Below are 22,404 nucleotides of genomic sequence, written 5' to 3'. Positions count from 1 at the left end.
GACCACTCCACCTCTCCTACTCTAATGATGGCCTCTTTGAAATCCGGCCCTGCATCCGTGTTGTACATTCCCACCCGCAGCACCTGCACTGGCTCCCCCTCCACCGTGTATAAATCCGTTTTTCCGAAATACTGATGTTGCCAGATGTAGTGCAGGAACTCTTCTTTCATGTGTCTTGGTTGTGAGTTGGGAATAGTTTACGAGTGAAGAGTTTGGGAGTTAACTCCTAAACTTTCCTATCTTTGCCCCCTTAAAATTAAACGATTATGATTTCAGTTGACGCGGTGAGCGTGGAGTTCAATGGTGCGGCCCTTTTCAGCAATGTTTCTTTCAACATCAACGAAAACGACCGCATCGCCCTGATGGGAAAAAACGGTGCAGGCAAATCTACGCTGCTCAAAATTATAGCGGGCGCCAGCAAGCCCACCCGTGGCAAGGTGTCGGCGCCGAAGGATGCCGTAATCGCCTACTTGCCGCAGCACCTGCTCACCGATGACAACTGTACCGTGTTCGAAGAAGCGTCTAAGGCATTCGCCAAAGTGCTCGACATGAAAAAGCAGATGGACGAGCTCAACGCACAACTGGAAACCCGCACCGACTACGACTCCGATGAGTATTACAAGATCATCGAGCAGGTATCGGAGCTAGGTGAAAAGTACTATTCCATCGAGGAGATTAACTTCGACGCGAGGTAGAGCAAACACTAAAAGGCTTGGGCTTCTCCCGCGAAGACTTCACGCGTTCTACCAACGAGTTCAGCGGCGGCTGGCGCATGCGTATCGAGCTGGCCAAGATCCTGCTTCAAAAGCCAGACCTGATCCTGCTGGACGAACCGACCAACCACCTCGACATTGAGTCCATCCAGTGGCTCGAGGATTTCCTGGTAAACAATGCCAAGGCTGTAATCGTGATCTCACACGACAAGACCTTCGTGGACAACATCACCAACCGCACCATCGAAGTGACGATGGGCCGCATCTACGATTATAAAGTTACCTACAGCCAATACCTACAACTGCGCAAAGAGCGCCGCGAGCAACAACAGAAGCAATTCGACGACCAGCAGAAAGAGATTGCCGATATCCAAACTTTCATTGATCGCTTCAAGGGTACTTATTCTAAGACACTGCAGGTACAGTCGCGCGTGAAGATGCTCGAGAAGATGGAGATTGTGGAAGTAGACGAAGTGGACACCTCTGCTTTGAATGTTAAATTCCCGCCGGCACCGCGCTCTGGAAATTACCCTGTTATTGTGGAGGAACTGACCAAAAAGTACGGTGACCATACCGTATTCAAAGACGCTTCCATGACCATCAACCGTGGTGAGAAAGTGGCATTTGTGGGCAAGAACGGTGAGGGTAAGTCGACGATGGTGAAAGCCATTATGGGTGAGATCGATTTTGAAGGCAAGATGCAACTAGGTCATAACTGCATGATCGGTTACTTTGCCCAAAATCAGGCTGCCCTGCTCGATGGCGAACTGACCATTTTCCAAACCATCGACGAGATTGCCGTAGCGATGCCCGTACCCGTGTGAAGGACCTCTTGGGTGCCTTCATGTTCAGCGGCGACACCATCGAGAAGAAGGTGAAAGTGCTGTCAGGTGGCGAGAAAACGCGATTAGCAATGATCAAGCTGTTGTTACAGCCGGTAAATCTGCTCATCCTTGACGAACCGACCAACCACCTCGACATCAAGACCAAAGACATTCTGAAAGACGCGCTCAAGGCTTTCGAAGGTACCATCATTCTGGTATCGCACGACCGTGACTTCCTCGACGGATTGGCAGATAAAGTATTTGAGTTTGGCAACAAGCGTGTGCGTGAGCACTTCGAAGACATCAATGGCTTCCTAAGAAATAAGAAAATGGAGAACTTGCGGGAGATAGAACGCACCGTAGCAAAATAACAAAAGGCCCCTGTGATGGGGCCTTTTTTATTAGTAGCTATACCTGAAGCATTTAAAGATACAGCTCAGAAAGACATGGATTGCTATCTTGTAACAGCAGCCTGGATGTAAGGTCTAGTACAGGCGCTTCTCGTAGCTTTCTTTAAGTACCGTTTTGATGTGCTCTTCGCTATAGTCAGGCTTTTTAATATGATCTGCCAGGATAGCGGCAGGACGGGGCAGGGTTTCCTGCGCAGGCCACTGCTCGGGCTGCCAAAGACTTGACCGCTTAAATGCTTTTGCGCAATGGATGTAGCATTCCTCTACCTCCACCCCTATACCTACAACGGGCACTTTGCCTTGCGCCGCAAGTTGCGTCAGGATGATTTCGTCTTTAATGATACAAGCCTTGCCATTTACACGAAGCGTTTCTTCCAGACCCGGAATAATGAAGATCAGGCCAACCTTTGGGTTCTCCAGAATATTCCGAAGCGTGTCGCATCGTTTGTTGCCGGGCCGCTCAGGTATAACCAGTCGCTTCTCGTCCAAGGCCAGCACAAAGCCAGCCGCATCACCCCTAGGAGACACATCGCAGTTACCTGCTGCGTCACTTGTACTTACAAACAGCATAGATGCCTTCGATATAAAGTCACGGCAATGTGAATCTAAGTAGTCTATCGACTTGTTGTTGACCAAATCGCTCGGTGTACCCAGCAAAGCCTGTAAATCTTCTACCGTACTGATGATCTCTGAAAACTGATTGCTCATGCTATTGTCTTCTTATCTATACCTACCACAATATAAAACATAAACGCCATACCTGGATGCTTAGCTTTGGTATGGCGTTTATGTTATTTCAAAAGAACTTAATTCTGTATCTCTACAAATGCGTTACATACTGATCTAAGTACTGCTCCATCTCCTTCTGCACTTCCAAAGCTGCTTCTCGGGCACGGTCAGCAAAATCGCGACCGGAGGAAGCGTAGATGATGGCGCGGGACGAGTTTACCAAAAGGCCGCACTGCTGGTTCATGCCAAGTCGGGAGATTTCTTCGAGGCTACCGCCTTGTGCGCCAACTCCCGGCACCAGCAAAAAGTGATTTGGTACGATGGCACGCACCCGTTCAATATACTCGCCTTGCGTGGCACCCACGACGTACATCATTTGTCCTACGCTGGCCCAGTTGGCACTTTCACGCAGGACCTGCTCAAAGAGGTACTCTTCGTTACCATCCGACAATTTGAGCATCTGAAAATCCTTACTGCCCGGGTTAGATGTGAGCGCCAGCAAAATCACCCAGCGGCCCGGCTGCACCAGAAATGGCTTCACAGAATCGGAGCCCATGTAAGGTGCCACGGTCACAGCATTGAAGTTCATCGTCTCAAAAAAGGCCCTGGCGTAAAGCTCCGAGGTATTGCCAATGTCGCCACGCTTGGCGTCCGCTATCGTGAAGATCTCTTCCGGTATCACTTCCAGCGTTTTCTCCAGGCTTACCCAACCCTTCGGACCCTGCGCTTCATAAAAGGCGATATTCGGCTTATAGGCTACACACAGGTCAGCAGTGGCTTCCACGATCTGGCGGTTAAACTCAAATACCGGGTCTTCGTGGTCGAGCAGGTGCTCGGGCAAACGTTTGGGATCGGTGTCGAGACCAATGCACAGGTATGATTTTTTCTGGAGGATCTGCTCAAACAGCTTTTCTCTGGTCATGATAGGTATAGGAGCTAAAGTTCAGGTATAGCAAAGCTAGTTTATTTAAGGGCAGCTACAAATTTTTTATACCTGCACAGGCCACTAATTGATACTGTTACGCTAGATCTGTTAGGTCTTGCAACCTTATCCGCACAAAAGGAATCGAAATAGTAAGTAGCACCTTAAACCAAAAAACTATGATACGACACCTGTGCACCCTCGCCTTTATTCTTCTGATTGCCACCGGATGCTCCAAAGAAGATTCCGAACCTCCGGCACAAGAGCGCCCTGCTCCCATTGTTCGCGTAGAAGCCCCTGCAACTGCACAAGTAGGTGAAACCGTGACAGTGGATGTTCACTTTCAGGTTAGCGGAGGTTGTGGTCAGTTCGGCTCGTTTAATGTCAGCTCTTCTGGCAAGGAGACGGTCATAAGGGTGGTGGCGAAGTATCAAGGGAAGGTTTGCACCGATGATCTGCCGATCCGTATGGCTCCCTATACCTTCCGACCGACAGAGGCAGGCATCTATACCTTGAAATTCCGTTCCACTCCTCAAGTGGGGTTTATTGTTGCAACGATAGACGTCGGGGACTTTTAAATTTATGATACAAAAAAAGAGCTGCCCTAATAGAGCAACTCTTTTCTTTTATCATAAATCGGTTGGGTTATCGTAAGTCTACCACCTGCACGCCTTTGTATTTGGCCTTGTTAAAGCTGAAGGCGTCAGAAGCCAGCTCAGGGTTTGCCTGGAAGTTTTTGATGGTATAGGTATAGCGATTGCCGTTATTACGGAACATCTGCCAGCTCTTCAGCGACTTGTCTTTCTGGTTGATGTGCAGGCGCACCTTAAAGATCGGATTGCTACGGTCCTCAGGAGCCAGCTCAATCACGTCATAAGTGTCAGCACCCTGCTTTTCGGTACCAGCATAGGCATACTTGTAGCCTTTCTTATACATGTCGAAAATCTTGCTCGGCGCCATGGCCTCTGCTTCCGCGTCGGTTTCTGTGATGGTCACTTCGTTTACCTCTTTCAGGTAAGTCCACATCAGTTTACCATCGCTGATAATCTCCTGTCCGCTCACGGCTAGTCTGTATTTCGGACCGCTTACCAAAATATCTCCTTCCATCGTTTCTTTTACCTTGGCAGAAGGGTTCTCCAGTGTCTGTGCAAAAGTAGCTTTGAAAGCTTTCATACTTCTGTACTTCTGGCTCATCTGGTCCAGTATCTTGCCTGCCTTCGGGTCCTGCTGCGCATTCGCCAGGTTCACAAACATAAATACTGCCAGCAAAAGGGATAATACTCTTTTCATGATGTTATTTGAGTGTCGTGTTTTATTCTTTCCTACAGCGTATTCAATAACTGTTCCAAACTGTACTCGTCCGGAATTAAAACTTCACGGGCCTTACTTCCTTCAAAGGGCCCCACTATACCTGCAGCCTCTAACTGATCGATCAGGCGGCCGGCACGGTTATAACCCAACTTAAGGCGACGCTGTAAAAGCGAAGTGCTGCCCTGCTGGTGCTGTACGATAATGCGGGCGGCTTCCTCAAACATTGGATCCTTGGAGCTTGAGTCGAAGTCTGCTTTTTCGGAGCTGCTCTCGTCACCCACAAACTCCGGCAACAGGTAGGCATCGTTATACCCCTGTTGCTCGCCAATGAAGTCGCAAATACGATCCACTTCCGGCGTGTCTACAAAGGCGCACTGAATACGAATCATATCTGAACCAATCGAGAAGAGCATGTCACCCTGACCGATCAATTGGTCAGCGCCACCTGCATCCAGAATGGTGCGGGAGTCGATTTTGGAGGTTACTTTAAAAGAGATACGCGCCGGGAAGTTTGCTTTGATGATACCCGTGATAACGTTCACCGACGGTCGCTGTGTGGCTACTACCAGGTGTATACCAATGGCTCGGGCCAGCTGCGCCAGACGGGCAATTGGCGTTTCCACCTCTTTGCCGGCTGTCATCATCAAGTCTGCCAACTCGTCTATTACCAGCACAATATAGGGCATAAACTTGTGTCCCTTTTTCGGGTTTAGCTTACGCTCCACAAACTTCTTGTTATACTCTTTCAGGTTACGGCAGCCAGCATCTTTCAGCAAGTCATAGCGCATGTCCATCTCCATACAGAGCGAGTTGAGCGTGTTCACCACCTTTTTGGTGTCGGTGATGATCGCCTCCTCTGTGTCCGGCAGCTTGGCCAGGAAGTGACGCTCTATCTTATTGAACAGCGAGAGTTCCACCTTTTTCGGATCGACCAGCACGAACTTGAGCTGCGAAGGGTGGCGCTTGTACAGGAGCGAGGTCAGAATAGCGTTCAGACCAACTGACTTACCCTGACCAGTAGCACCTGCCATCAGCAAGTGCGGCATTTTGGCCAGGTCGGTGATGAACACTTCGTTGGTAATGGTCTTACCAAAGGCGATTGGCAGGTCCATCTCGCTCTTCATAAACTTCTCCGTCGACAGAATCGACTTGATCGACACCATCTCCTTCTTCGTATTCGGCACCTCTATACCGATGGTACCTTTGCCAGGTATAGGCGCGATAATTCGTATACCCAAAGCCGCTAAGCTCAGGGCGATATCATCTTCCAGGTTCTTGATCTTAGAGATACGCACCCCGGCATCCGGCACGATTTCATAAAGTGTCACCGTCGGGCCGATGGTCGCTTTGATGCTGGCTATACCTATATTATAGTGGCCAAGTGTGGCCACGATCTTGTCTTTGTTAGCTTCAAGTTCCTCCTTGGTTACCTGAATCTTGCTGCTGCCATAGTCATTGAGCAGGTCGACAGTCGGGTACTGGTAGCGGGCCAGATCCAGTGTCGGGTCGTAGTTTTCGGTGGCCAGCACGTCGGCTGCTTCTTCTTCCGGTGTCTTTTCGATTTGCAGATCTAGGTCATCTTCTTCACCCTCGGCCGTATCAAACTCAGCCTCTGCTAATTCTTCTTCAAATTCAGTTTCAATATCGAGCTCCAGCGTAGGCGTTGGTGCAGGTGCAGCAGGCTTTGGGGGCTCTGGCTTGAGCGAACTCAGCTCCATCTCCAAGGCACGGTTGATCGCTTCTTCCTCATCTTCATCGAATTCAATCTCCTCTTCTTCCTCGGCATCCAAAGAAGCAGTCGGGTCGGCGTTGTGGTTGATGTTACGGGCAGAACCGTGCACCACATCGCGCAGCGACGAAGTACTTCCTCTGTCAATCGCCACTTCACCCTCTTCGTCCTCAGTTGCTGGTTTGCTCCAGCTGATGCTCGTGATGTTAAAGAAGAATACCAGGAAAATCAATAGCAGGAAGCCGAGCAGCAAACCACTACCCCAACCAATCAGGCTGCTTAGCCAAATGGCCGTTTCTATACCTATACCTCCGCCCATGAAGCCGTATTCACTTACCGTACCCGTTGTGAGCACGATATACCCCAAAGTCAGGCTCAGCCATAGCATACTGAATGTACACAGCCCGAACACGTACGACATAGAAACAGTTTTCCAGCGGAACACAATGCGGCTGCCAGCGAAGAAGGCGATCGGTATCAGGAAAAAGGCTCCTATACCTAATAAGTCATAAATAAAATAGTGGGAAACCCAGGCACCGAACAGACCCAGCCAGTTCTCAGCCTCCTGCCCTGACTCTTTCAGCCCCGTGCCTTGTACAGACTGCACCACACTCTGGTCGGCGGCCCCTGTGAACAGGTAAGACACAAACGCGATGGTCATAAAAAAGGAGATCAGCAGTAATGAGAAGCCAATGAACAGCTTGAAGCGGCGATCAGACAAAAAGGCGGGCGCTTTCAGGTTCAGCCTGAAAGACGGCATCTTAAAAAATGGTTTTTTAGCTTTCTTCTGCTTGGGCTTTTCACTGGTAGAGGCGCTGCCGCGTGGTTCATTACGTCCACGCACCTCATTCCTCGCCCTTCCCGTGCTCACTGCATCGTTTCTGTAAGTGTTCTTTGCCATACCCTTCGACTAATTAAGATTTCAAATTTACATTTTTTCGGCACACGCCGCTCAGCAAATCCGAAGGCTTTTCAGGAAATGTGCTAAAAAATTGAAATAGACTTGGCTTCGACTTTCTCAACTGTCTGAATCTTCACATAGGGCCCCTACCCCCAAGGATTCACAGGATTTAAGGATAAACAGGATTTTCACAGGTGTCGGGGCAAATCACCTCTAGTTCCTCCTTGGCAAAGGTGTGGGAGCTTTCTGCCACTGCCCCTCCACAGGTATAAGCTTTGTTACACCTCTTACAGTCCACTGGCACGCATTGAAAAGGTAACTTACCACTTAAGCTATGAAACAGGCTCACCTGAGCCAGGTGCACCAATGACGATTTTTTGTTTGAGTGGTCAGCGAGTTCAAAATCGTCTTGATTTTTTTGCTTACTGGGAGTAGGGCCCCTCGATTTTTCATCAAGGAAAAAAGTAAGTGCCCGCCGCACAGGCGAAGCTATAAAACAATCCAATTTGCTATACCTACAGCCACTGCTACACCAGCAAAGGCTCCTCTACTCCCTCGGTAGGACGATTTATTTCAACAACCTCTTATTAATATTAGCAACCAGCGCCGGTCCTTCATAAATAAAACCGGTATATAGCTGCACCAGGTCAGCACCGGCCTCTAACTTCTCCACAGCATCCTCTGCCGTCATAATACCGCCCACGCCGATAATTTTGATTTCCGCAGGCAAGTGTTGACGCAGGTAACGAATGATCTCGGTAGCATGTTTTGTAAGCGGTTTGCCACTGAGGCCTCCTGCTCCGATATCGGTTACGCGGCTTCCAGGGGTGTGCAAGTCTTCGCGGCTGATGGTGGTGTTGGTGGCAATAATACCACTCAGCTTGGCAGCCACGGCAATCTCGATTATATCATTTAACTGAGCCTCGTTCAGGTCTGGGGCAATCTTCAAAAGCAGGGGTTTGGCCTTTGGCATGGAATTGTTTAGCTCTTGCAGGGCCATCAGCAGTTGCTGCAGCGGCTCTTTTTCCTGCAAGGCACGCAGGTCGGGGGTGTTGGGAGAGCTTACGTTTACGACAAAATAATCGACGACATCATAAAGTGCTTTGAAACAGTACAGGTAGTCGTTGAGCGCCTCCTCGTTTGGTGTTATTTTGTTTTTGCCGATGTTGCCACCCACAATGATGTTGCTTTTGCGCTTTCGTAATCGCTCCACGGCTGCTTCCACGCCTTCGTTGTTAAAGCCCATGCGGTTGATGATGGCCTGATCTTCCGGAAGACGGAAAAGGCGCGGCTTCGGGTTACCCTCCTGTGGTTTTGGGGTGAGTGTCCCGATCTCAATGAAGCCAAATCCAAGCTCCCCAAGCTCATCCACTAACTTAGCATCTTTATCAAAGCCAGCGGCTAATCCAACCGGATTGGGGAATTTCAATCCGAAGAGTTCCCGCTCCAGTCGCTTGTCCTCCACCCGGAACATGCTGCGGCTGATGCTTTTAGTAAAAGGAAGGCCAAATGCCGTGCGTAAGGCATCGGTAGTAAGGTAGTGAACTTTCTCGGGATCTAATTTGAAAAGTAGCGGACGAAGGAGGCTCTTATACACGGCAGCGGTTTTTGGGTTTGGTTAGCTGCCCGCAAAGATAAATACTAAGAGGCAGACCTCACAGTGTTTCTGACATCTGTGAGGTCTGCCTCTTAGAAACAGAAAGCTGAAAAATTATTTATCCGCCGTCCACTGCTCAAAGTTGGGGAAGTATTTGGCCTTCCAGAAGGTATAGCGCGGAATGATGGCCGTGTTAAGTCGGCGTTTAAAATCAGTGAAGTTCTTCTTTTCGGCTGGTGACCACAGCACCTCGCTCAAGGCGGTCATGCGCGGGAAAACCATGTACTCTACTTTGGCTTCGCTGCCGATGTACTCCGTCCATAAGTTGGCCTGCGCCCGATAATATAGTGGTCCAGTTTGCGCTCGCGCAATGCCGCAGGTATAGGTTCAAAATTATACACAGCATCGAGCGGGTTGTAGCCGTGTATGGCCAAGCTGTCGTTAGGGTCTTTGGACTGGTAGTGGTCGAAGTACAGGGGCTTGCCTGGCGCCATGATCACCTGGTGGCCACGGGTAGCGGCAGTTATCCCCTCTTTCTCTCCTCCCCAGTTCATGATCAGTGTCGATGTGCTCAGGTCACCTTCCAGAATCTCGTGCCACCCGATCACTTTCTTGCCTTTGGCAGCCAGATAACCTGCCACCTGCTCTACAAAATAAGTCTGCAGTCCTTTCTCGTCTTTCAGGTTGTGGTCTTTGATGAATTGCTGCGAAACCGGATCAGCTTTCCACCATTTTTTACTGGTCTCGTCGCCGCCCAGATGGAAGTATTCATATGGGAACAGGTCGGCTACTTCCTGAAACACCGTCTCCAGAAATTGGAACGTTGCCGGATTCGGCTGCAACACATTGTTCTGGCGGTTATACATGCCCCAGGTAGTAGCTACATTCCAGGTAGTGTCAGGGCGGGTGCTCAGTTCGGGGTAAGCCGCAATGGTAGCGCGGCTGTGGCCAGGTATATCGATTTCAGGTATAATGTTGATGCCGCGCACCGAAGCATAGTTAATTACTTCCAGTATTTCGTCTTTGGTATAATAGCCGCCGTAACGGGTGCCGTCATACCTGGCCGGTTCGTCTTTGAAGTGCCCGATCAGGGTTTCCTTTCGCCAAGAGCTGATCGTGTTCAGTTTCGGGTAAGACTCGATCTCGATGCGCCAGCCCTGATCGTCGGTCAGGTGCCAGTGAAAGGTGTTGAACTTATGGAAAGCCAGGTAGTCGATGTACTTCTTGATGAACTCCACGGGGAACATGTGCCGCACCACGTCCAGGTGCATGCCGCGGTAAGCAAAGCGAGGATAGTCTTTGATATGCACATCCGGGATCTTCACTTCCTTTACCTGCTTCAGCGGGAACAGTTGCAGCAATGTCTGAATGCCATATACCATACCGCCTGTGTCCTTGGCGCGTATGGTCACGTCCTTACCTGACACCGTCAAGGTATACATTTCGGCTTTGTCGATGGTCTTGTTGTCGAAAACCAATCGGATGTGATGACTGGCCTTGGGCTTATCAGGTGTGTTTGGGTATGCAGACAGGTTCAGTCCGGTTTGAGCGGACAGCATTTCTTTCAGAAAATCAGCTTGCGCTCCGAACTGCTTGTCAAACACGATGTGGGCTTTTCCGTCGATGGTTACATGCCCTCTGGCCTCCTTGATCACCTCCACAGGTCGCGGTGTAATGTCATCCACGGACTGAGCGGTGGTGAGAAAAGGTATAGCTAAAGAAAGCAGGGCAGTGGTGAATATTCGGATGAAAGTAGATCGCATGCGGGTATTTTGAAATTGTGTTGCTTATTGACTTCTGGAAAAACGATTGGTATAACGGGATTGCCAGGATGCCTTCTACAAATGGCATGGCACTGTAAATTTCACATTTTCTAAGAGTACCACCAGTCAAGTGTTGATGTCTGGTATATGAATCCAGTGCAGGATCCGGACAGGTCGCATCCTGTCCCTACAGGCTATACCTCCTACTCTCCCAAAATCCCAAACTCCTAAACTTAAATCAGCTTCTCGGGTGATAATCCTTGATCACCTGCTTCAGGTAATCCCTGTCGAGGTGGGTATAGATCTCGGTGGTAGTGATGGACTCATGGCCCAGCATTTCCTGCACGGCACGCAGATCGGCGCCGCCCTCGATCAGGTGCGTGGCGAAGGAATGGCGGAAGGTATGGGGACTCACCGTTTTCTGTATACCTGCTTTGGCGGCCAGGTCTTTGATGATGGTGAACACCATCACCCGTGTGAGTTTAGCGCCACGACGGTTCAGAAACACAAAGTCTTCGTGGCCTTTTTTGATAGTCAGATGGCAGCGCACCCCTTCGCGGTATAGTTGGATGTGCTTGAGTGCGTCGCGTCCGATCGGCACCAGTCGCTCTTTGTCGCCTTTACCGGCCACTTTCAGGAAGCCCATATCCTCGTAAAGGTTACTCAGCTTCAGCTCCAGTAACTCCGACACACGCAGTCCGGAGCTGTAAAGCGTCTCCAGCATAGCCCTGTTACGGGTCCCTTCTGGCGTAGAAAGGTCGATGGCGGCCAGCAACTGCTCTATTTCATGGAAGTGCAGCGTATCAGGCAGCTTGCGGCTCAGCTCGGGGCTTCGATGGTCTCAGTCGGGTCCGCGGTGAGCATGTCTTCCATAATCAGGAACTTGTAGAAAGCCCGTATACCTGACAGTGTGCGTGCCTGCGAATGCGGCGTCATACCTAACTCAGCTACCCACTCCAGAAATTCCCGTAGTATAGGCGGGGTCATCTGCTCTGGCTGCACGTTTATACCTTTGATCTCCAGAAAATCAGTCAGTTTGCGTATATCGCGCAAGTAGGCTTCCACGGAGTTACCGGAAAGGGACTTTTCGAGACGCAGGTATTGCTCGAACTGGGTAATGCAGATGGACCACTTCATAAGGTAGAATTTGGGCAAAAGAGGAGCTGACAAAACTTTCTTTTGTCAAAAAAATCAAAGCAAAGATAGTTAATACTTAAATTGCATCCGCTTAATTGAGCTGAAATCACAAAACACCCCTAAACTATGAAAATCCTCATCCTGAACGGCCCAAATCTTAACCTGCTCGGTATTCGCGAGAAGTCTGTCTACGGCTCCGAGTCATTCGAATCATATTTTGAAGAGCTGAAGGAAGCGTTTCCAGCCATGGAGTTATCCTATTTTCAGTCAAACACCGAAGGGGTACTGATCGACAAGCTGCACGAGGTGGGTTTCAGCTACAAAGGCATCGTGTTCAACGGTGGCGCCTATACCCATACCTCCGTGGCCCTCTCTGACGCTATCAAGGCCATCGAAACGCCTGTAATCGAGGTGCACATCTCCAATGTTTATGCCCGCGACGCTTTCCGTCACAAAAGCATGCTGGCTCCTTTCTGCAAAGGAGTAATCACAGGTTTCGGGATGGAGAGCTACCGGCTGGCACTGCAGTACTTCGAGCGCATGAAGCCGAAGCAGATCGGTTTTGGATCCAAAAAATAGCGTGGTAACACTGGGATTCCGTTCACTAAATATTTGCTTTTTACTATAGTAGCAATACTATAATTCTTTATATTACCCTCCATGTTGAATTTCTATCCAGGACCGTCTAAAATATATCCGGAAGTGCGCAACTATCTTATGGATGCGTATGACGAAGGTATATTGGGAGCTCCGCACCGCGGAGAACAGTTTGTACAGCTATCACGCACGGTGGTGGGCTCGCTCAAGCGGCGCCTCAACATTCCGCAGGACTACTCTATTTTTTTTACCTCCTCCGCCACCGAGTGCTGGGAGATCCTGACCCAAAGCCTCACCAAAAAGAAGAGCTTCCACATTTACAATGGTTCTTTTGGGGAGAAATGGTACGAGTATGCCAAAAAGCTACGCCCCAATGCCGAGGGTATTCGCTTCGACATCAACGAGGCCATGCCGGTGGAGGAACTCGACATCAGTGTCGATACTGAGCTGATCTGCTTCACTCAAAATGAAACCTCCAACGGAACACAGGTCACAGCCAGTACCATCCTGAACCTGCACAACCGCTTCCGGGACACGCTCACAGCCGTGGATGCAACTTCCTCGATGGCCGGCCTCAACCTGAAATACATTAAAGCTGATATCTGGTTTGCCTCCGTGCAGAAGTGCTTCGGTCTGCCGCCGGGTCTGGGTATACTTGTTTGCTCGCCGCGTGCCATCTTCCGGGCCAAGCAAATGAACGAGCGCGGCCACTACAACAGCCTAGTGTCGCTCTACGAGAAGATGCTCAACTACCAGACCGTGCACACGCCGAACACGCTCAACATCTACCTGCTCAAGCGTATGCTCGAAGACCGGCCTTTTATCAAACAACTCGACATCGACCTGACGGATCGGGCCAACGAGCTGTACGAGTTCTTCGGACAGTTCACCGACTTTAAACTGCTGATTGAAAACGAAGAAGTGCGCTCTAAAACAGTACTGGTATTGGAGGCGAACGAGCGGTTGGTGGAGGACATCAAGAAGCGGGCGCTGCACCACAATATCCGGCTGGGCAACGGCTACGGACCATGGCAGCGCAACACGTTTCGGGTGGCCAACTTCCCGGCCATTGCCAACGAAGAGTACGAAGAGCTAAAGCGCTTTTTCCTGCATTATTACGCCTAAGAATCCTACCTTTGCGGCTTGTTATTAAATTGCGTCAGCGCTTGCAGGTATAGCTATACCCTATTTGCTGGCTTTAACATTTTAACAACCACTCAACCCATGCTTCAGGAGCTGTTCAGTTTTAAGGAAATCGCGTCTGTCACACTTATCCTGTTTGCGGTGATTGACATTCTGGGTTCTATTCCCATCATCATCGACCTGCGCAAACGGGAGGGCAAGATCGAATCAGAAAAAGCGACCATTATTTCAGGTATCCTAATGATCGTGTTTCTGTTCGTGGGGGATGGTATCCTGAAACTGTTCGGCATCGATTTCGAGTCTTTTGCCATGGCGGGTGCCATTATCATTTTCCTGATTGGTTTGGAGATGATCTTGGGCAAAGACCTCTTCCACTCCGACCCGGAAGTAAAAAGTGGTTCCATTGTGCCGCTGGCCTTCCCGCTTATCGTTGGAGCCGGTACCATGACAACCCTGCTCTCGCTGCGTGCTGCTTACTCTCTGCCAAACGTGCTGGTCGGTATAGTCCTGAACCTGATGTTCGTTTACATCGTTCTCAAGGCTTCGGCCTGGCTGGAGCGTAAACTCGGCAAAGCTGGCGCCAACGTGCTCCGCAAAGTTTTTGGCGTTATCCTGCTGGCTATTGCCATTAAGCTGTTCAAAACGAATCTACCTATTTAAATTGAGTGAGTTAGCGATTGAGTGACGGAGTGGTTTATTATTTTTTTCACAATCAATAACTCACTCATTCACACATTCACTAAATCAAAAACTCACTCAATCGCTAAATCACTCATTCACTCAATTACAATATGATCGAGCTTTTTACAGACGGTGCATCACGAGGAAATCCGGGTCCGGGAGGGTATGGCACTATCTTGCGCTGGAAAAACCACGAGAAAGAACTGACTGCCGGTTACCGCAAGACCACCAATAACCGCATGGAGTTGCTCGCCGTGATCGTGGGGCTCGAGGCGATCACCAAGCCTGGTATACCTGTCACGGTCTACTCGGACTCCAAGTATGTGGTAGATGCAGTAGAAAAGCGCTGGGTATTTGGTTGGCAGAAGAAAGGCTTCGCCGGCAAAGCCAACGGTGACCTTTGGGCCCGTTTCCTAAGAGTATATGCCAAACATAACGTAAAATTCGTCTGGATCAGAGGTCATGCAGGCCACCCGGAGAATGAACGCTGCGATGAATTGGCGGTTGCCAGTGCACTGTCACCGAATCTGTTAATTGACGAGGGCTTTGAGTCGGGGCAGTTTAATTCGAAGTGATGAATAATGAATAATTCAAACTTACCCATCCTCACTCTCCATAACTTAGCCAACATTCCTAATTCTTAATTCTCTTGCCTAACACCTACTTTCAATTCAAGCAGTTCCGCATCAACCAGGACCAATGTGCTATGAAGGTATGCACAGACTCCTGTGTGTTTGGAGCCTATCTGGAGGTGCGTCAAGCGAAGCGGGTACTGGATATTGGAACTGGAACAGGTTTGCTGGCCCTGATGGTGGCGCAACGCTCGGAGGCGGAAGTGGAAGCAGTAGAAATCAATCCGGAGGCGCAGGTGCAGGCTTTGCAGAACTTTGTCGAAAGCCCGTGGGCAGACCGACTGAAACTACACCCGATGCCCTTGCAGGAATTTGCGGAAACCTGTACGCAGCAGTACGACGTCATTCTCTCTAACCCGCCATTTTTTCTGGCATCACTCAAGTCTGACAATGCCGCTAAAAATACAGCTAAGCATACAGGCGATCTGCTTTTTGAAGACATCCTGACTTTTGCACAGAAGCACCTTACTCAGGATGGTAAACTATACTTGCTCCTGCCGCCAGCTGAGGCAAACCACTTTGCAGAACTTGCCCAAACGCATGCCTTATACCTGACCGAAACCATGGAGATTTTTACCCGCATCGGAGGCAAGTGTATTCGCCATGTGCAAACCTATACCTGCAATCCGAAAGCGAATACTCTTACTAAGACCTTATACATCCGCAAAGAAGACGGCACGACCTATACTCCTGACTTTTCAGAATTGCTGCGCGATTACTACCTGATCTTCTAAAGATTGCCCAAAGGCCATACCTGCTAGTGAACAACCTTCACTTTTTCGTCTTCCACAAAGTCAATTCCATACCCTTTGAGTTCTTCCAGCACAGGTTCATACAGGTCCGGGTAGATAGGTATAACTACTCCACGGCGGTCGATCTTACCTTGCAGCAGAAGCTTTGCCAGTATACCAACCGGTAATCCCACAGTCTTAGCCATAGCTGTCTGCACGGCATCATCGCCCAACACTACCAGTGAGGAGGTGAGCTCGTGCTGCTCGCCGTTCAGCTCGTACTCAAACAGGTGTTGCATCACGATCATGTCTTTGTCGCCGGGCTCCAGCTTCCATCTGCCTACCAGTATCTTTTCGAGCACCTGTGCCGGTGTGGCAACCTGCATGTCGAGTGGTATATCTTTAAACAGCCCAAGCCACTCCAGCTTTTCCATGATCTCACCTTCGGGCGCGATATCCAGGTAGCGGCACAGGCGTTGCTGCAGCGATTCGCCGGTGGAGGCGGCTGGTGGCAGGAAAGCTTCCAGGTAACTGCGATGCGTCATGCCGCCCACACCTTCCAGATCATAGCTGTCGTCGGTGAGACCCAGTTGCACAAAAACGTCCCAGGCGGCGCAGTAACCAATGCGACGCAGTGTACCACGTAGCATGGTAGGGATATCCTTTAGACCGTAATGCTCCCGATAGCTGAGCGAATCGCGGTTTGCGTAACCGTCGAAATGACCGTAGCCCTCTACAAACAGTTCGTCGGTGCGCTTAAATAATTGGTGGTAAGGTATATACTTGTACTCGCCGTTCTTAATATACTTGGCCGTCCCCTGTCCTGCCAGCACCACGTTGCGTGGGTTCCAGCTAAACTTGTAATTCCAGGGGTTATTATCCGACTCCGGTGCAACCAGTCCGCCCGTATAGGACTTGAATGACGTGATACGACCGCCCATACCCTGCACACGATGAATGACCGCCATGGCTGACATGTGGTCTATACCCGGGTCAAGGCCTGACTCCATAATTATGGTCAGGTTTTTCTGCTTGGCCTCTTCGTGCAGCTCTCTGAACTCGGGCGAAACGTACGATGCGGTGATCAGGTGCTTCCCCTGCTTCATACACTCCCGTGCCACCTCTATGTGAAAGATCGCTGGTAAAAGCGAGATCACCAGATCGGCCTTGCTTACCTCTGCAGCCCGCTGTGCGTCATCGTGCACATTGAATACGATGGCTTCGGCAAAGTCCAGCTGCACGATTTTGTCCTGCAGATGGTCCACGTTGATGTCGCCGATGATGATGTGCCAGTTTTCGGAAGTCGCGTGCTGTAACAGGTATTGAATAAGCGAGGAGGCGGAGCGACCAGCCCCGAGGAGGAGTATTTTTTTCATAGCGATTGTGTCGTTGCGCATGAATTTAGCAATAACCACCTGCAAGGCCAACCTTTCGCATTGTTTTATCAGAATATTCCGTTAAATTTATAGCCCTTTTCTAATTTTTATACCTACAAGGTCTTAAATGGCAAGTGAGCTGAATATAAATATCTGCATCGACGTACTGGACTCGGCAGAAGAATTAACACCACAGGAACGCGAGGCGATGGAGCTGGCCCAACAAGCTGCTAACGACGCCTATGCTCCTTATTCCAACTTTTTGGTAGGCGCCGCCCTGGTACTTGAAGACGGCACCATGTTCAAAGGCAGCAATCAGGAAAACGCCGCCTACCCTTCCGGCCTCTGTGCAGAGCGTACTGCCCTGTTTGCCATGAGTGCCCATCACCCAAACACCAAAATCAGGATGATCGCTGTGACTGCACGCCGACGAAGCGAACAACATTATCTTCCGGCTATGCCCTGTGGCGCCTGTCGCCAGGTAATGGCTGAGTACGAACACAAGCAAGGGGAGCCTATACCTGTGCTCCTGCAGGGACCCGAGGGCAAATTCTACCGCCTCCGCAGCGTAAGCGACCTGCTGCCTTTCCAGTTCAACAAAGAACATTTGTAAGTTATGCACACACACCAGCTGACAGTGCCGCGAACGGCACGCTACTATACCTTGGGAACGCCTTCAGAACAGACGCGCGACCTGTGGGTAGTATGCCATGGCTATGGTCAGCTGGCCCGTTATTTTTTGCGACACTTCGCTGTGCTGGATGATGGGACTACTGTGGTAGTGGCTCCGGAGGGACTCTCCCGCTTTTACCTGGATGGTTTTTCGGGTCGCGTGGGCGCCACCTGGATGACAAAAGAAGATCGTCTTTCTGAGATAGAGGATCAGTCCGCTTACCTCAACCTGCTGTTGCAACAACTTTTGCAACAAGTACCTTCTGATGTACGGGTGCACGTGCTGGGCTTCTCACAGGGCGGTGCTACAGTTTGCCGCTGGCTGGCAACTGAACGAGTGCCTTGCCAGCACCTCGTACTTTGGGCCGCCTCTTTTCCGGAGGATATCGATTTTGAATCGGGCAAAGCGGCTTTTGTAGGTATACCGGTAGATCTGGTGTACGGCACACATGACGAGTTTATCACGTCCGAAAAACTGCAGCATCAGCTGGAAATTATGCAACGCCTCGGCATTTCACCACAAGTCCATACCTTCGAGGCGGCCATACGATTGCTCCGGAAATACTAGCCAGGTTAAAACCTTAGAGCAGCAACTACAATTTTACGCTAATCTGTACAAAAATTTATCTGTTTTTGCGCGGCTGAATCGGCTCATAACATCTGCTACATTTTATTTTATAGCAATTATCTGGTACCCACTTTTGGGTATTTTTATTGATGCACAAATTGTTATATATAAATTTACAGAAATTTGATTTAAATTTGTGGGGATAGAACTGCAATCAACCAACTCACTTTATATTTTTTACTTACTTTATTTTAGCCCTATGAGGAGAATTTTCTACTTATCCTTCTTTTTCTGCTTTCTGGCATTCTCTGCTTTCGCACAAAGCAAAATCAATGTTGCCTCTAATTTTCCGGACGCAAAATTCTTTTTGCTAAACGATGCTGACAATACCCGAGTGACTGAACTGGGTGTCGGAAGCATTGAGTTGAAGCTGAATAAAGACTCCCGCAATCGCATTGCCATTGTAAAAGAAGGTTATGAACCTGTGATTCGTGAGTTTCCACGCACCATGAAGTGGGACAAAGTCCAGAAGGTGGATCTCGTAAACCGCCTTGTTGACATCAGTGTGGAGCCTTATGATGCGGAGATCTACATTGACGGTCGCCTGGCTGGTACAAAGCGTATCAACCTGATTGTGGAGAAAGACAAGTTCCTGAACGTTGAGGTGAAGAAACCAGGCTTTGCACCACAAACCAAGGTATACTACAACCAGAAAGACCGTGAAGCTCCTCCTGTTAAAGACTTTTTTGAATTGAAAGACCGCCAGGTGCGCCTGGAAGTGATTCCGGCTGACGCCTCTGTATCACTGAATGGTGTGGTAAGCGGTCGTGGCAATACAGACGTAAGCGTACCATTTGGTACTTGCGTAACAGTGACTGTAACAAAGGACGGATTTGCCGAAGTAGTACAGGTGTTCTGCAATAAGCCATCTACTGACCCGCTTCCTCCGCTTCGTAGCCGTGCCATGCTTGAAGATCGCTTAGTGAAAATCACATCCTCCCCTGCCGATGCCAACATTGAGGTGGCTGGCAAAGTAGTAGGCGTAGGCAAATACGACCTGAAAGTTCCAAAGAACGGCTGCGTAGAAGTGCGCGTGACCAAAGACGGTTTCCTGCGCTATATCAAGAACTACTGCAACCAGGAAAACATGCAGGCTCCGGAGCCAACTGAGTTTGTGGAGCTTGCCGTGGACGAGGCTTATTCCTCATCTATTTCCTCAGACATGGCCAATGTGCGCATTACCATACCTGTAAACAAAACCGTAGACCCTGCTGATGCCTGGAGAATCCTGAGCTCAATTATAACCAAGCGCTTTGATGTGCTCGAAACAGTAGACTACAACACAGGCTATCTGACAAGTGCCTGGCAGGTGCAGAACTTCAACGGTGCCAACATGATCCGCACACGTGTGATCGTGAGCAGCGGCGGTAACTCCAACGACCTGACTTACGTGGTGAAGATCGTAAGCCAGCGTCACGAGCGCGAAAACAACACATCGCGCAACATCAGTGTGAAAGACGATGAGGACTTCAAAGACTGGGGCCGTCTGCTGAAGCGCTATGATGGCTTGATCGAAGAGATCCAGGCACGTCTTCAGTAATCCGACTTAATTAAGACTCATTGCAAGAGCCTCCGCCTACAGCGGAGGCTTTTCTTCTTAAACACCCCTCCTAGAGTCCAAGCGCAGAATTTTCGGGTGTACTTAAACGTAAGTTAAAATTTAGTTTTAGCTTTAGTTTATGAACCGTCAGTAGACAATCATACTTGCCGATGCCACAAATAGAGCCCTTCTTCCGATTCGATTGGTTCGCGGCCATCCTCCTGGTGGGCGTGGTGCAGGGCTACTTCATGAGCCTGCTGTTTCTGGCTAAGCGCCCACACCGGCAGCCCTATCATCACCTGCTACTGGCGGCACTGGTCTTCACTTTTGCCAGCATGGTCCTGGAAGTATTTCTGTGCTACAGCGGCCTGATGTTCCGTGTTCTCGACCTGGTTGACTTCTCGGAGCCGGCAAATTTTGCAGTTGGTCCGCTTACCTACCTGCTTTTCCGGAGTCTGAACGGCAACAATTGGACCCGAAAGCAATGGCTGCATTTCCTCCCCTTCGTGGTGTATTTTCTCTACCACATTCTTTTTTACATACAGCCAGCGGAGGTTAAATACAACGCTTATATTGGAGCCTATTTCCCGGAGATGGAGCGTTTGCCAGTCACCATTGAGCTTTTCTGGGACCCGCTGCGCTGGACAAGGTATGTAAACGAGCTGACGATGCTCCACATCCTCCTCTACATCGTGCTTTGCTTTTTACTTTTAAGAAAACAGCGCTCAACCGAGTCTCCTAACCCCTATTTCTATACCTGGGCAAAGTTTCTGCTGTTCTTTTTCGTCGCTACACTGGTACTGATCGTGATCGTGAAGCTAAGCTATGAGCGTGATCTGGGTGACCACTTCCTGGCCATGTTTCTAGTAGTACAGCTCTTCTTTGCCAGCTATAAGATCATCACAGATTCTGCTTTCTTCCAGCCCGTAGTGCAACTGAAGTATGAGAAGTCTGCCTTAAGCGAGGAGGCCAAGCAGGACCTGATCCGGAAATTGAAAGCGGCTGAAGAGGAAAAATTTTACATTCAACCATCGGCCTCCCTCCCGACGCTGGCCAAACAACTGCATACTTCTCCCCACTACCTTTCGCAAAGCCTGAACGAGCGCCTGGGCAAGAGCTTTTTTGAGTATCTGGCTGAGCTCCGCATACAAGAGGCCAGAGCCATACTGGCAGACCCAACTCAGCAGCATCTCAAGGTGGAAGAAGTGGCCGAGCAGGTAGGCTATTTATCAAAATCGGCTTTTAGCAGTGTCTTCAAAAAGCATACGGGCCTGACACCCGGGCAATACCGAAAAAATGCCGTTTCCGGTTCAGTTTAAGTACTTCCCTATAAGTTAGCACCTCGCACTTATCGGCAGATTCTTCTGATTTAACCTTCTTTAGCGATGTTTGCATCAAAACGAAACGCTATGGAAAACCAGATTAAAATCAGACGTTACGAGTTCGACTGGCTGCGGGTACTGGCCTTCTCGCTACTCATCTTTTACCACACCGGCATGTACTTTGTCAGTTGGGACTGGCACGTTAAAAACCCGGTACTCAGCCAAACACTGGAAGTGCCGATGATCTTTATGAGTCAGTGGCGCATGTCGCTTATTTTTCTGGTGTCTGGTGTAGGCGTGTACTTTGCTCTGGGATTCCGGAGTGCCGGCACTTTCGCCAAAGACAGACTTAAGCGCATTCTGCTCCCATTGGTCATAGCTATGCTGCTGGTAGTGCCACCACAGATATACTTTGAGCGGGTAGTACAGGGAACGGCCACAGATTATTTGAGCTTCTATCCCTCTGTGTTCGAGTTTGAGCCATACCCGGAAGGCAACTTTAGCTGGCACCATCTCTGGTACCTGACTTATATTTTCTGCTACAGCCTGCTGCTTTTGCCGCTACTCGTATACCTGCGCCGTGTCAGCATACAGGCAGTCGGTATACCTAACTGGGTATTACTGGCTGTACCCGCGCTGTGGTTGAGTACAGGTGGCATTCTGCTCAACGAACGATTTCCGGCTACGAATGCCCTTATAGATGACTGGGCCAACCACTTTCTCTACATCACGGTTTTCTTAATTGGTTTTATATTGATGAAGTTTCCTCAATTGCAGGAAAAAGTAAGAAAACTGCGCTGGTTCAGCCTGGGCCTCGCGGCCTCAACCCTTACAATCCTGTATACTTTCTACTGGTTTAAAGATATTGATCTGAATGGTATAGAATTATCGCTATACTATGCCCTGAAGCAAAGTAACCGTTGGTTCTGGCTGATGGTCATACTGGGTTTTGCGATGCAGCACCTTAACTTGAAACATAAGTTTCTGGCACAAGCTAATGAGATGGTATACCCGTTCTATATACTGCACCAGACCGTCATTGTGGC

19 protein-coding genes and 3 pseudogenes are annotated in these 22,404 nt (G+C 49.6%); 12 read left to right on the top strand and 10 right to left on the bottom strand.

The window, feature by feature from the left end:
- Nucleotides 1-170: DUF2851 family protein (locus tag O71_RS22725; RefSeq protein WP_007658131.1), on the bottom strand; the 170-nt coding region annotated here is incomplete at its 3' end.
- A 96-nt stretch (nt 171-266) separates the two neighbouring features.
- Here O71_RS22725 and O71_RS26870 point away from each other — a divergent pair.
- Nucleotides 267-1,908, top strand: a pseudogene (locus O71_RS26870) (ABC-F family ATP-binding cassette domain-containing protein).
- Nucleotides 1,909-2,022: 114 nt separating this feature from the next.
- On the opposite strand, the gene O71_RS14585 reads toward O71_RS26870, so the two are convergent.
- Nucleotides 2,023-2,655, bottom strand: coding sequence for a pyridoxamine 5'-phosphate oxidase family protein (locus tag O71_RS14585; protein ID WP_007658128.1), 633 nt, complete (start codon nt 2,653-2,655; stop codon nt 2,023-2,025).
- Nucleotides 2,656-2,767: 112 nt separating this feature from the next.
- Nucleotides 2,768-3,598 carry an orotidine-5'-phosphate decarboxylase gene (gene pyrF / locus O71_RS14580; RefSeq protein WP_007658126.1) on the bottom strand — a complete coding sequence of 277 codons (831 nt, stop codon included), beginning with the start codon at nt 3,596-3,598 and terminating at the stop codon, nt 2,768-2,770.
- A gap of 179 nt (nt 3,599-3,777) precedes the next feature.
- Between pyrF and O71_RS14575 the strand changes: the two genes are divergently transcribed.
- Nucleotides 3,778-4,176, top strand: a complete 399-nt coding sequence (locus O71_RS14575) for a hypothetical protein (RefSeq protein WP_007658124.1) — start codon at nt 3,778-3,780, stop codon at nt 4,174-4,176.
- Between the two features lie 67 nt (nt 4,177-4,243).
- Here O71_RS14575 and O71_RS14570 read toward each other — a convergent pair whose 3' ends face one another.
- The 6 genes and pseudogenes from O71_RS14570 to xerD form a co-directional block, all read right to left on the bottom strand.
- On the bottom strand, nt 4,244-4,888 hold the full coding sequence (locus tag O71_RS14570; protein ID WP_007658122.1) for an outer membrane lipoprotein carrier protein LolA: 645 nt from the start codon (nt 4,886-4,888) through the stop codon (nt 4,244-4,246).
- A gap of 32 nt (nt 4,889-4,920) precedes the next feature.
- Nucleotides 4,921-7,539 (bottom strand): DNA translocase FtsK, encoded by a 2,619-nt coding sequence (locus O71_RS14565; RefSeq protein WP_007658118.1) that lies wholly within the window; start codon nt 7,537-7,539, stop codon nt 4,921-4,923.
- A gap of 568 nt (nt 7,540-8,107) precedes the next feature.
- Nucleotides 8,108-9,136 (bottom strand): quinone-dependent dihydroorotate dehydrogenase, encoded by a 1,029-nt coding sequence (locus O71_RS14560; protein WP_007658117.1) that lies wholly within the window; start codon nt 9,134-9,136, stop codon nt 8,108-8,110.
- Between the two features lie 114 nt (nt 9,137-9,250).
- Nucleotides 9,251-9,418, bottom strand: coding sequence for a hypothetical protein (locus O71_RS23370; RefSeq protein WP_007658116.1), 168 nt, complete (start codon nt 9,416-9,418; stop codon nt 9,251-9,253).
- A 12-nt stretch (nt 9,419-9,430) separates the two neighbouring features.
- A pseudogene (locus tag O71_RS14555) lies at nt 9,431-10,899 on the bottom strand (beta-N-acetylhexosaminidase); the annotation flags it as partial.
- A gap of 238 nt (nt 10,900-11,137) precedes the next feature.
- A pseudogene (gene xerD, locus O71_RS26865) lies at nt 11,138-12,036 on the bottom strand (site-specific tyrosine recombinase XerD).
- 126 nt (nt 12,037-12,162) lie between these two features.
- On the opposite strand from xerD, the gene aroQ reads away from it, so the two are divergent.
- The 5 genes from aroQ (at nt 12,163) to O71_RS14525 (ending at nt 15,823) form a co-directional block, all read left to right on the top strand.
- On the top strand, nt 12,163-12,615 hold the full coding sequence (gene aroQ, locus O71_RS14545) for a type II 3-dehydroquinate dehydratase (protein WP_007658113.1): 453 nt from the start codon (nt 12,163-12,165) through the stop codon (nt 12,613-12,615).
- Nucleotides 12,616-12,696: 81 nt separating this feature from the next.
- Nucleotides 12,697-13,758, top strand: a complete 1,062-nt coding sequence (locus tag O71_RS14540) for an aminotransferase class V-fold PLP-dependent enzyme (protein WP_007658103.1) — start codon at nt 12,697-12,699, stop codon at nt 13,756-13,758.
- A 111-nt stretch (nt 13,759-13,869) separates the two neighbouring features.
- Entirely contained in the window at nt 13,870-14,436 is a 567-nt protein-coding gene (locus O71_RS14535) for a MarC family protein (RefSeq protein WP_040574344.1), read from the top strand.
- Between the two features lie 131 nt (nt 14,437-14,567).
- Nucleotides 14,568-15,032, top strand: a complete 465-nt coding sequence (rnhA, locus tag O71_RS14530; protein WP_007658099.1) for a ribonuclease HI — start codon at nt 14,568-14,570, stop codon at nt 15,030-15,032.
- Between the two features lie 74 nt (nt 15,033-15,106).
- Complete coding sequence (locus O71_RS14525) at nt 15,107-15,823, top strand: tRNA1(Val) (adenine(37)-N6)-methyltransferase (protein WP_007658097.1); 717 nt, start codon at nt 15,107-15,109, stop codon at nt 15,821-15,823.
- A gap of 23 nt (nt 15,824-15,846) precedes the next feature.
- Here the strand turns inward: O71_RS14525 and O71_RS14520 are convergent, their stop codons facing one another.
- The gene (locus tag O71_RS14520) at nt 15,847-17,196 is read right to left on the bottom strand and encodes a saccharopine dehydrogenase family protein (RefSeq protein ID WP_040574342.1); all 1,350 of its coding nucleotides are present in this window, start codon (nt 17,194-17,196) and stop codon (nt 15,847-15,849) included.
- 127 nt (nt 17,197-17,323) lie between these two features.
- Here O71_RS14520 and cdd point away from each other — a divergent pair, with 127 nt between their 5' ends.
- The 5 genes from cdd to O71_RS14495 form a co-directional block, all read left to right on the top strand.
- A complete protein-coding gene (cdd, locus tag O71_RS14515; RefSeq protein ID WP_007658084.1) occupies nt 17,324-17,809 on the top strand; it encodes a cytidine deaminase in 486 nt (161 codons plus the stop codon).
- A 3-nt stretch (nt 17,810-17,812) separates the two neighbouring features.
- Nucleotides 17,813-18,436, top strand: coding sequence for an alpha/beta hydrolase (locus O71_RS14510; RefSeq protein ID WP_007658083.1), 624 nt, complete (start codon nt 17,813-17,815; stop codon nt 18,434-18,436).
- Nucleotides 18,437-18,695: 259 nt separating this feature from the next.
- Nucleotides 18,696-20,036 carry a hypothetical protein gene (locus O71_RS14505; protein ID WP_007658082.1) on the top strand — a complete coding sequence of 447 codons (1,341 nt, stop codon included), beginning with the start codon at nt 18,696-18,698 and terminating at the stop codon, nt 20,034-20,036.
- Nucleotides 20,037-20,206: 170 nt separating this feature from the next.
- Nucleotides 20,207-21,355 carry an AraC family transcriptional regulator gene (locus O71_RS14500; RefSeq protein ID WP_040574341.1) on the top strand — a complete coding sequence of 383 codons (1,149 nt, stop codon included), beginning with the start codon at nt 20,207-20,209 and terminating at the stop codon, nt 21,353-21,355.
- A gap of 90 nt (nt 21,356-21,445) precedes the next feature.
- A partial coding sequence (locus O71_RS14495) for an acyltransferase (RefSeq protein WP_007658080.1) occupies nt 21,446-22,404 on the top strand: 959 nt, incomplete at its 3' end.

It is taken from the genome of Pontibacter sp. BAB1700 (genome assembly GCF_000277005.1).
Classification (GTDB): domain Bacteria; phylum Bacteroidota; class Bacteroidia; order Cytophagales; family Hymenobacteraceae; genus Pontibacter; species Pontibacter lucknowensis.
The sequence above is the reverse complement of the archived record's forward strand: the minus strand, read 5'-3'. Positions and strand labels throughout refer to the sequence as shown.

Bases quoted from the DNA above. Each gene is read 5' to 3' on its own strand.
- O71_RS14585 (WP_007658128.1), bottom strand. From the start codon at position 2,655: ATGAGCAATCAGTTTTCAGAGATCATCAGTACGGTAGAAGATTTACAG.
- pyrF (WP_007658126.1), bottom strand. From the start codon at position 3,598: ATGACCAGAGAAAAGCTGTTTGAGCAGATCCTCCAGAAAAAATCATAC.
- O71_RS14575 (WP_007658124.1), top strand. From the start codon at position 3,778: ATGATACGACACCTGTGCACCCTCGCCTTTATTCTTCTGATTGCCACC.
- O71_RS14570 (WP_007658122.1), bottom strand. From the start codon at position 4,888: ATGAAAAGAGTATTATCCCTTTTGCTGGCAGTATTTATGTTTGTGAAC.
- O71_RS14565 (WP_007658118.1), bottom strand. From the start codon at position 7,539: ATGGCAAAGAACACTTACAGAAACGATGCAGTGAGCACGGGAAGGGCG.
- O71_RS23370 (WP_007658116.1), bottom strand. From the start codon at position 9,418: ATGGTTTTCCCGCGCATGACCGCCTTGAGCGAGGTGCTGTGGTCACCA.
- aroQ (WP_007658113.1), top strand. From the start codon at position 12,163: ATGAAAATCCTCATCCTGAACGGCCCAAATCTTAACCTGCTCGGTATT.
- O71_RS14540 (WP_007658103.1), top strand. From the start codon at position 12,697: ATGTTGAATTTCTATCCAGGACCGTCTAAAATATATCCGGAAGTGCGC.
- rnhA (WP_007658099.1), top strand. From the start codon at position 14,568: ATGATCGAGCTTTTTACAGACGGTGCATCACGAGGAAATCCGGGTCCG.
- O71_RS14520 (WP_040574342.1), bottom strand. From the start codon at position 17,196: ATGAAAAAAATACTCCTCCTCGGGGCTGGTCGCTCCGCCTCCTCGCTT.
- cdd (WP_007658084.1), top strand. From the start codon at position 17,324: ATGGCAAGTGAGCTGAATATAAATATCTGCATCGACGTACTGGACTCG.
- O71_RS14510 (WP_007658083.1), top strand. From the start codon at position 17,813: ATGCACACACACCAGCTGACAGTGCCGCGAACGGCACGCTACTATACC.
- O71_RS14505 (WP_007658082.1), top strand. From the start codon at position 18,696: ATGAGGAGAATTTTCTACTTATCCTTCTTTTTCTGCTTTCTGGCATTC.
- O71_RS14500 (WP_040574341.1), top strand. From the start codon at position 20,207: ATGCCACAAATAGAGCCCTTCTTCCGATTCGATTGGTTCGCGGCCATC.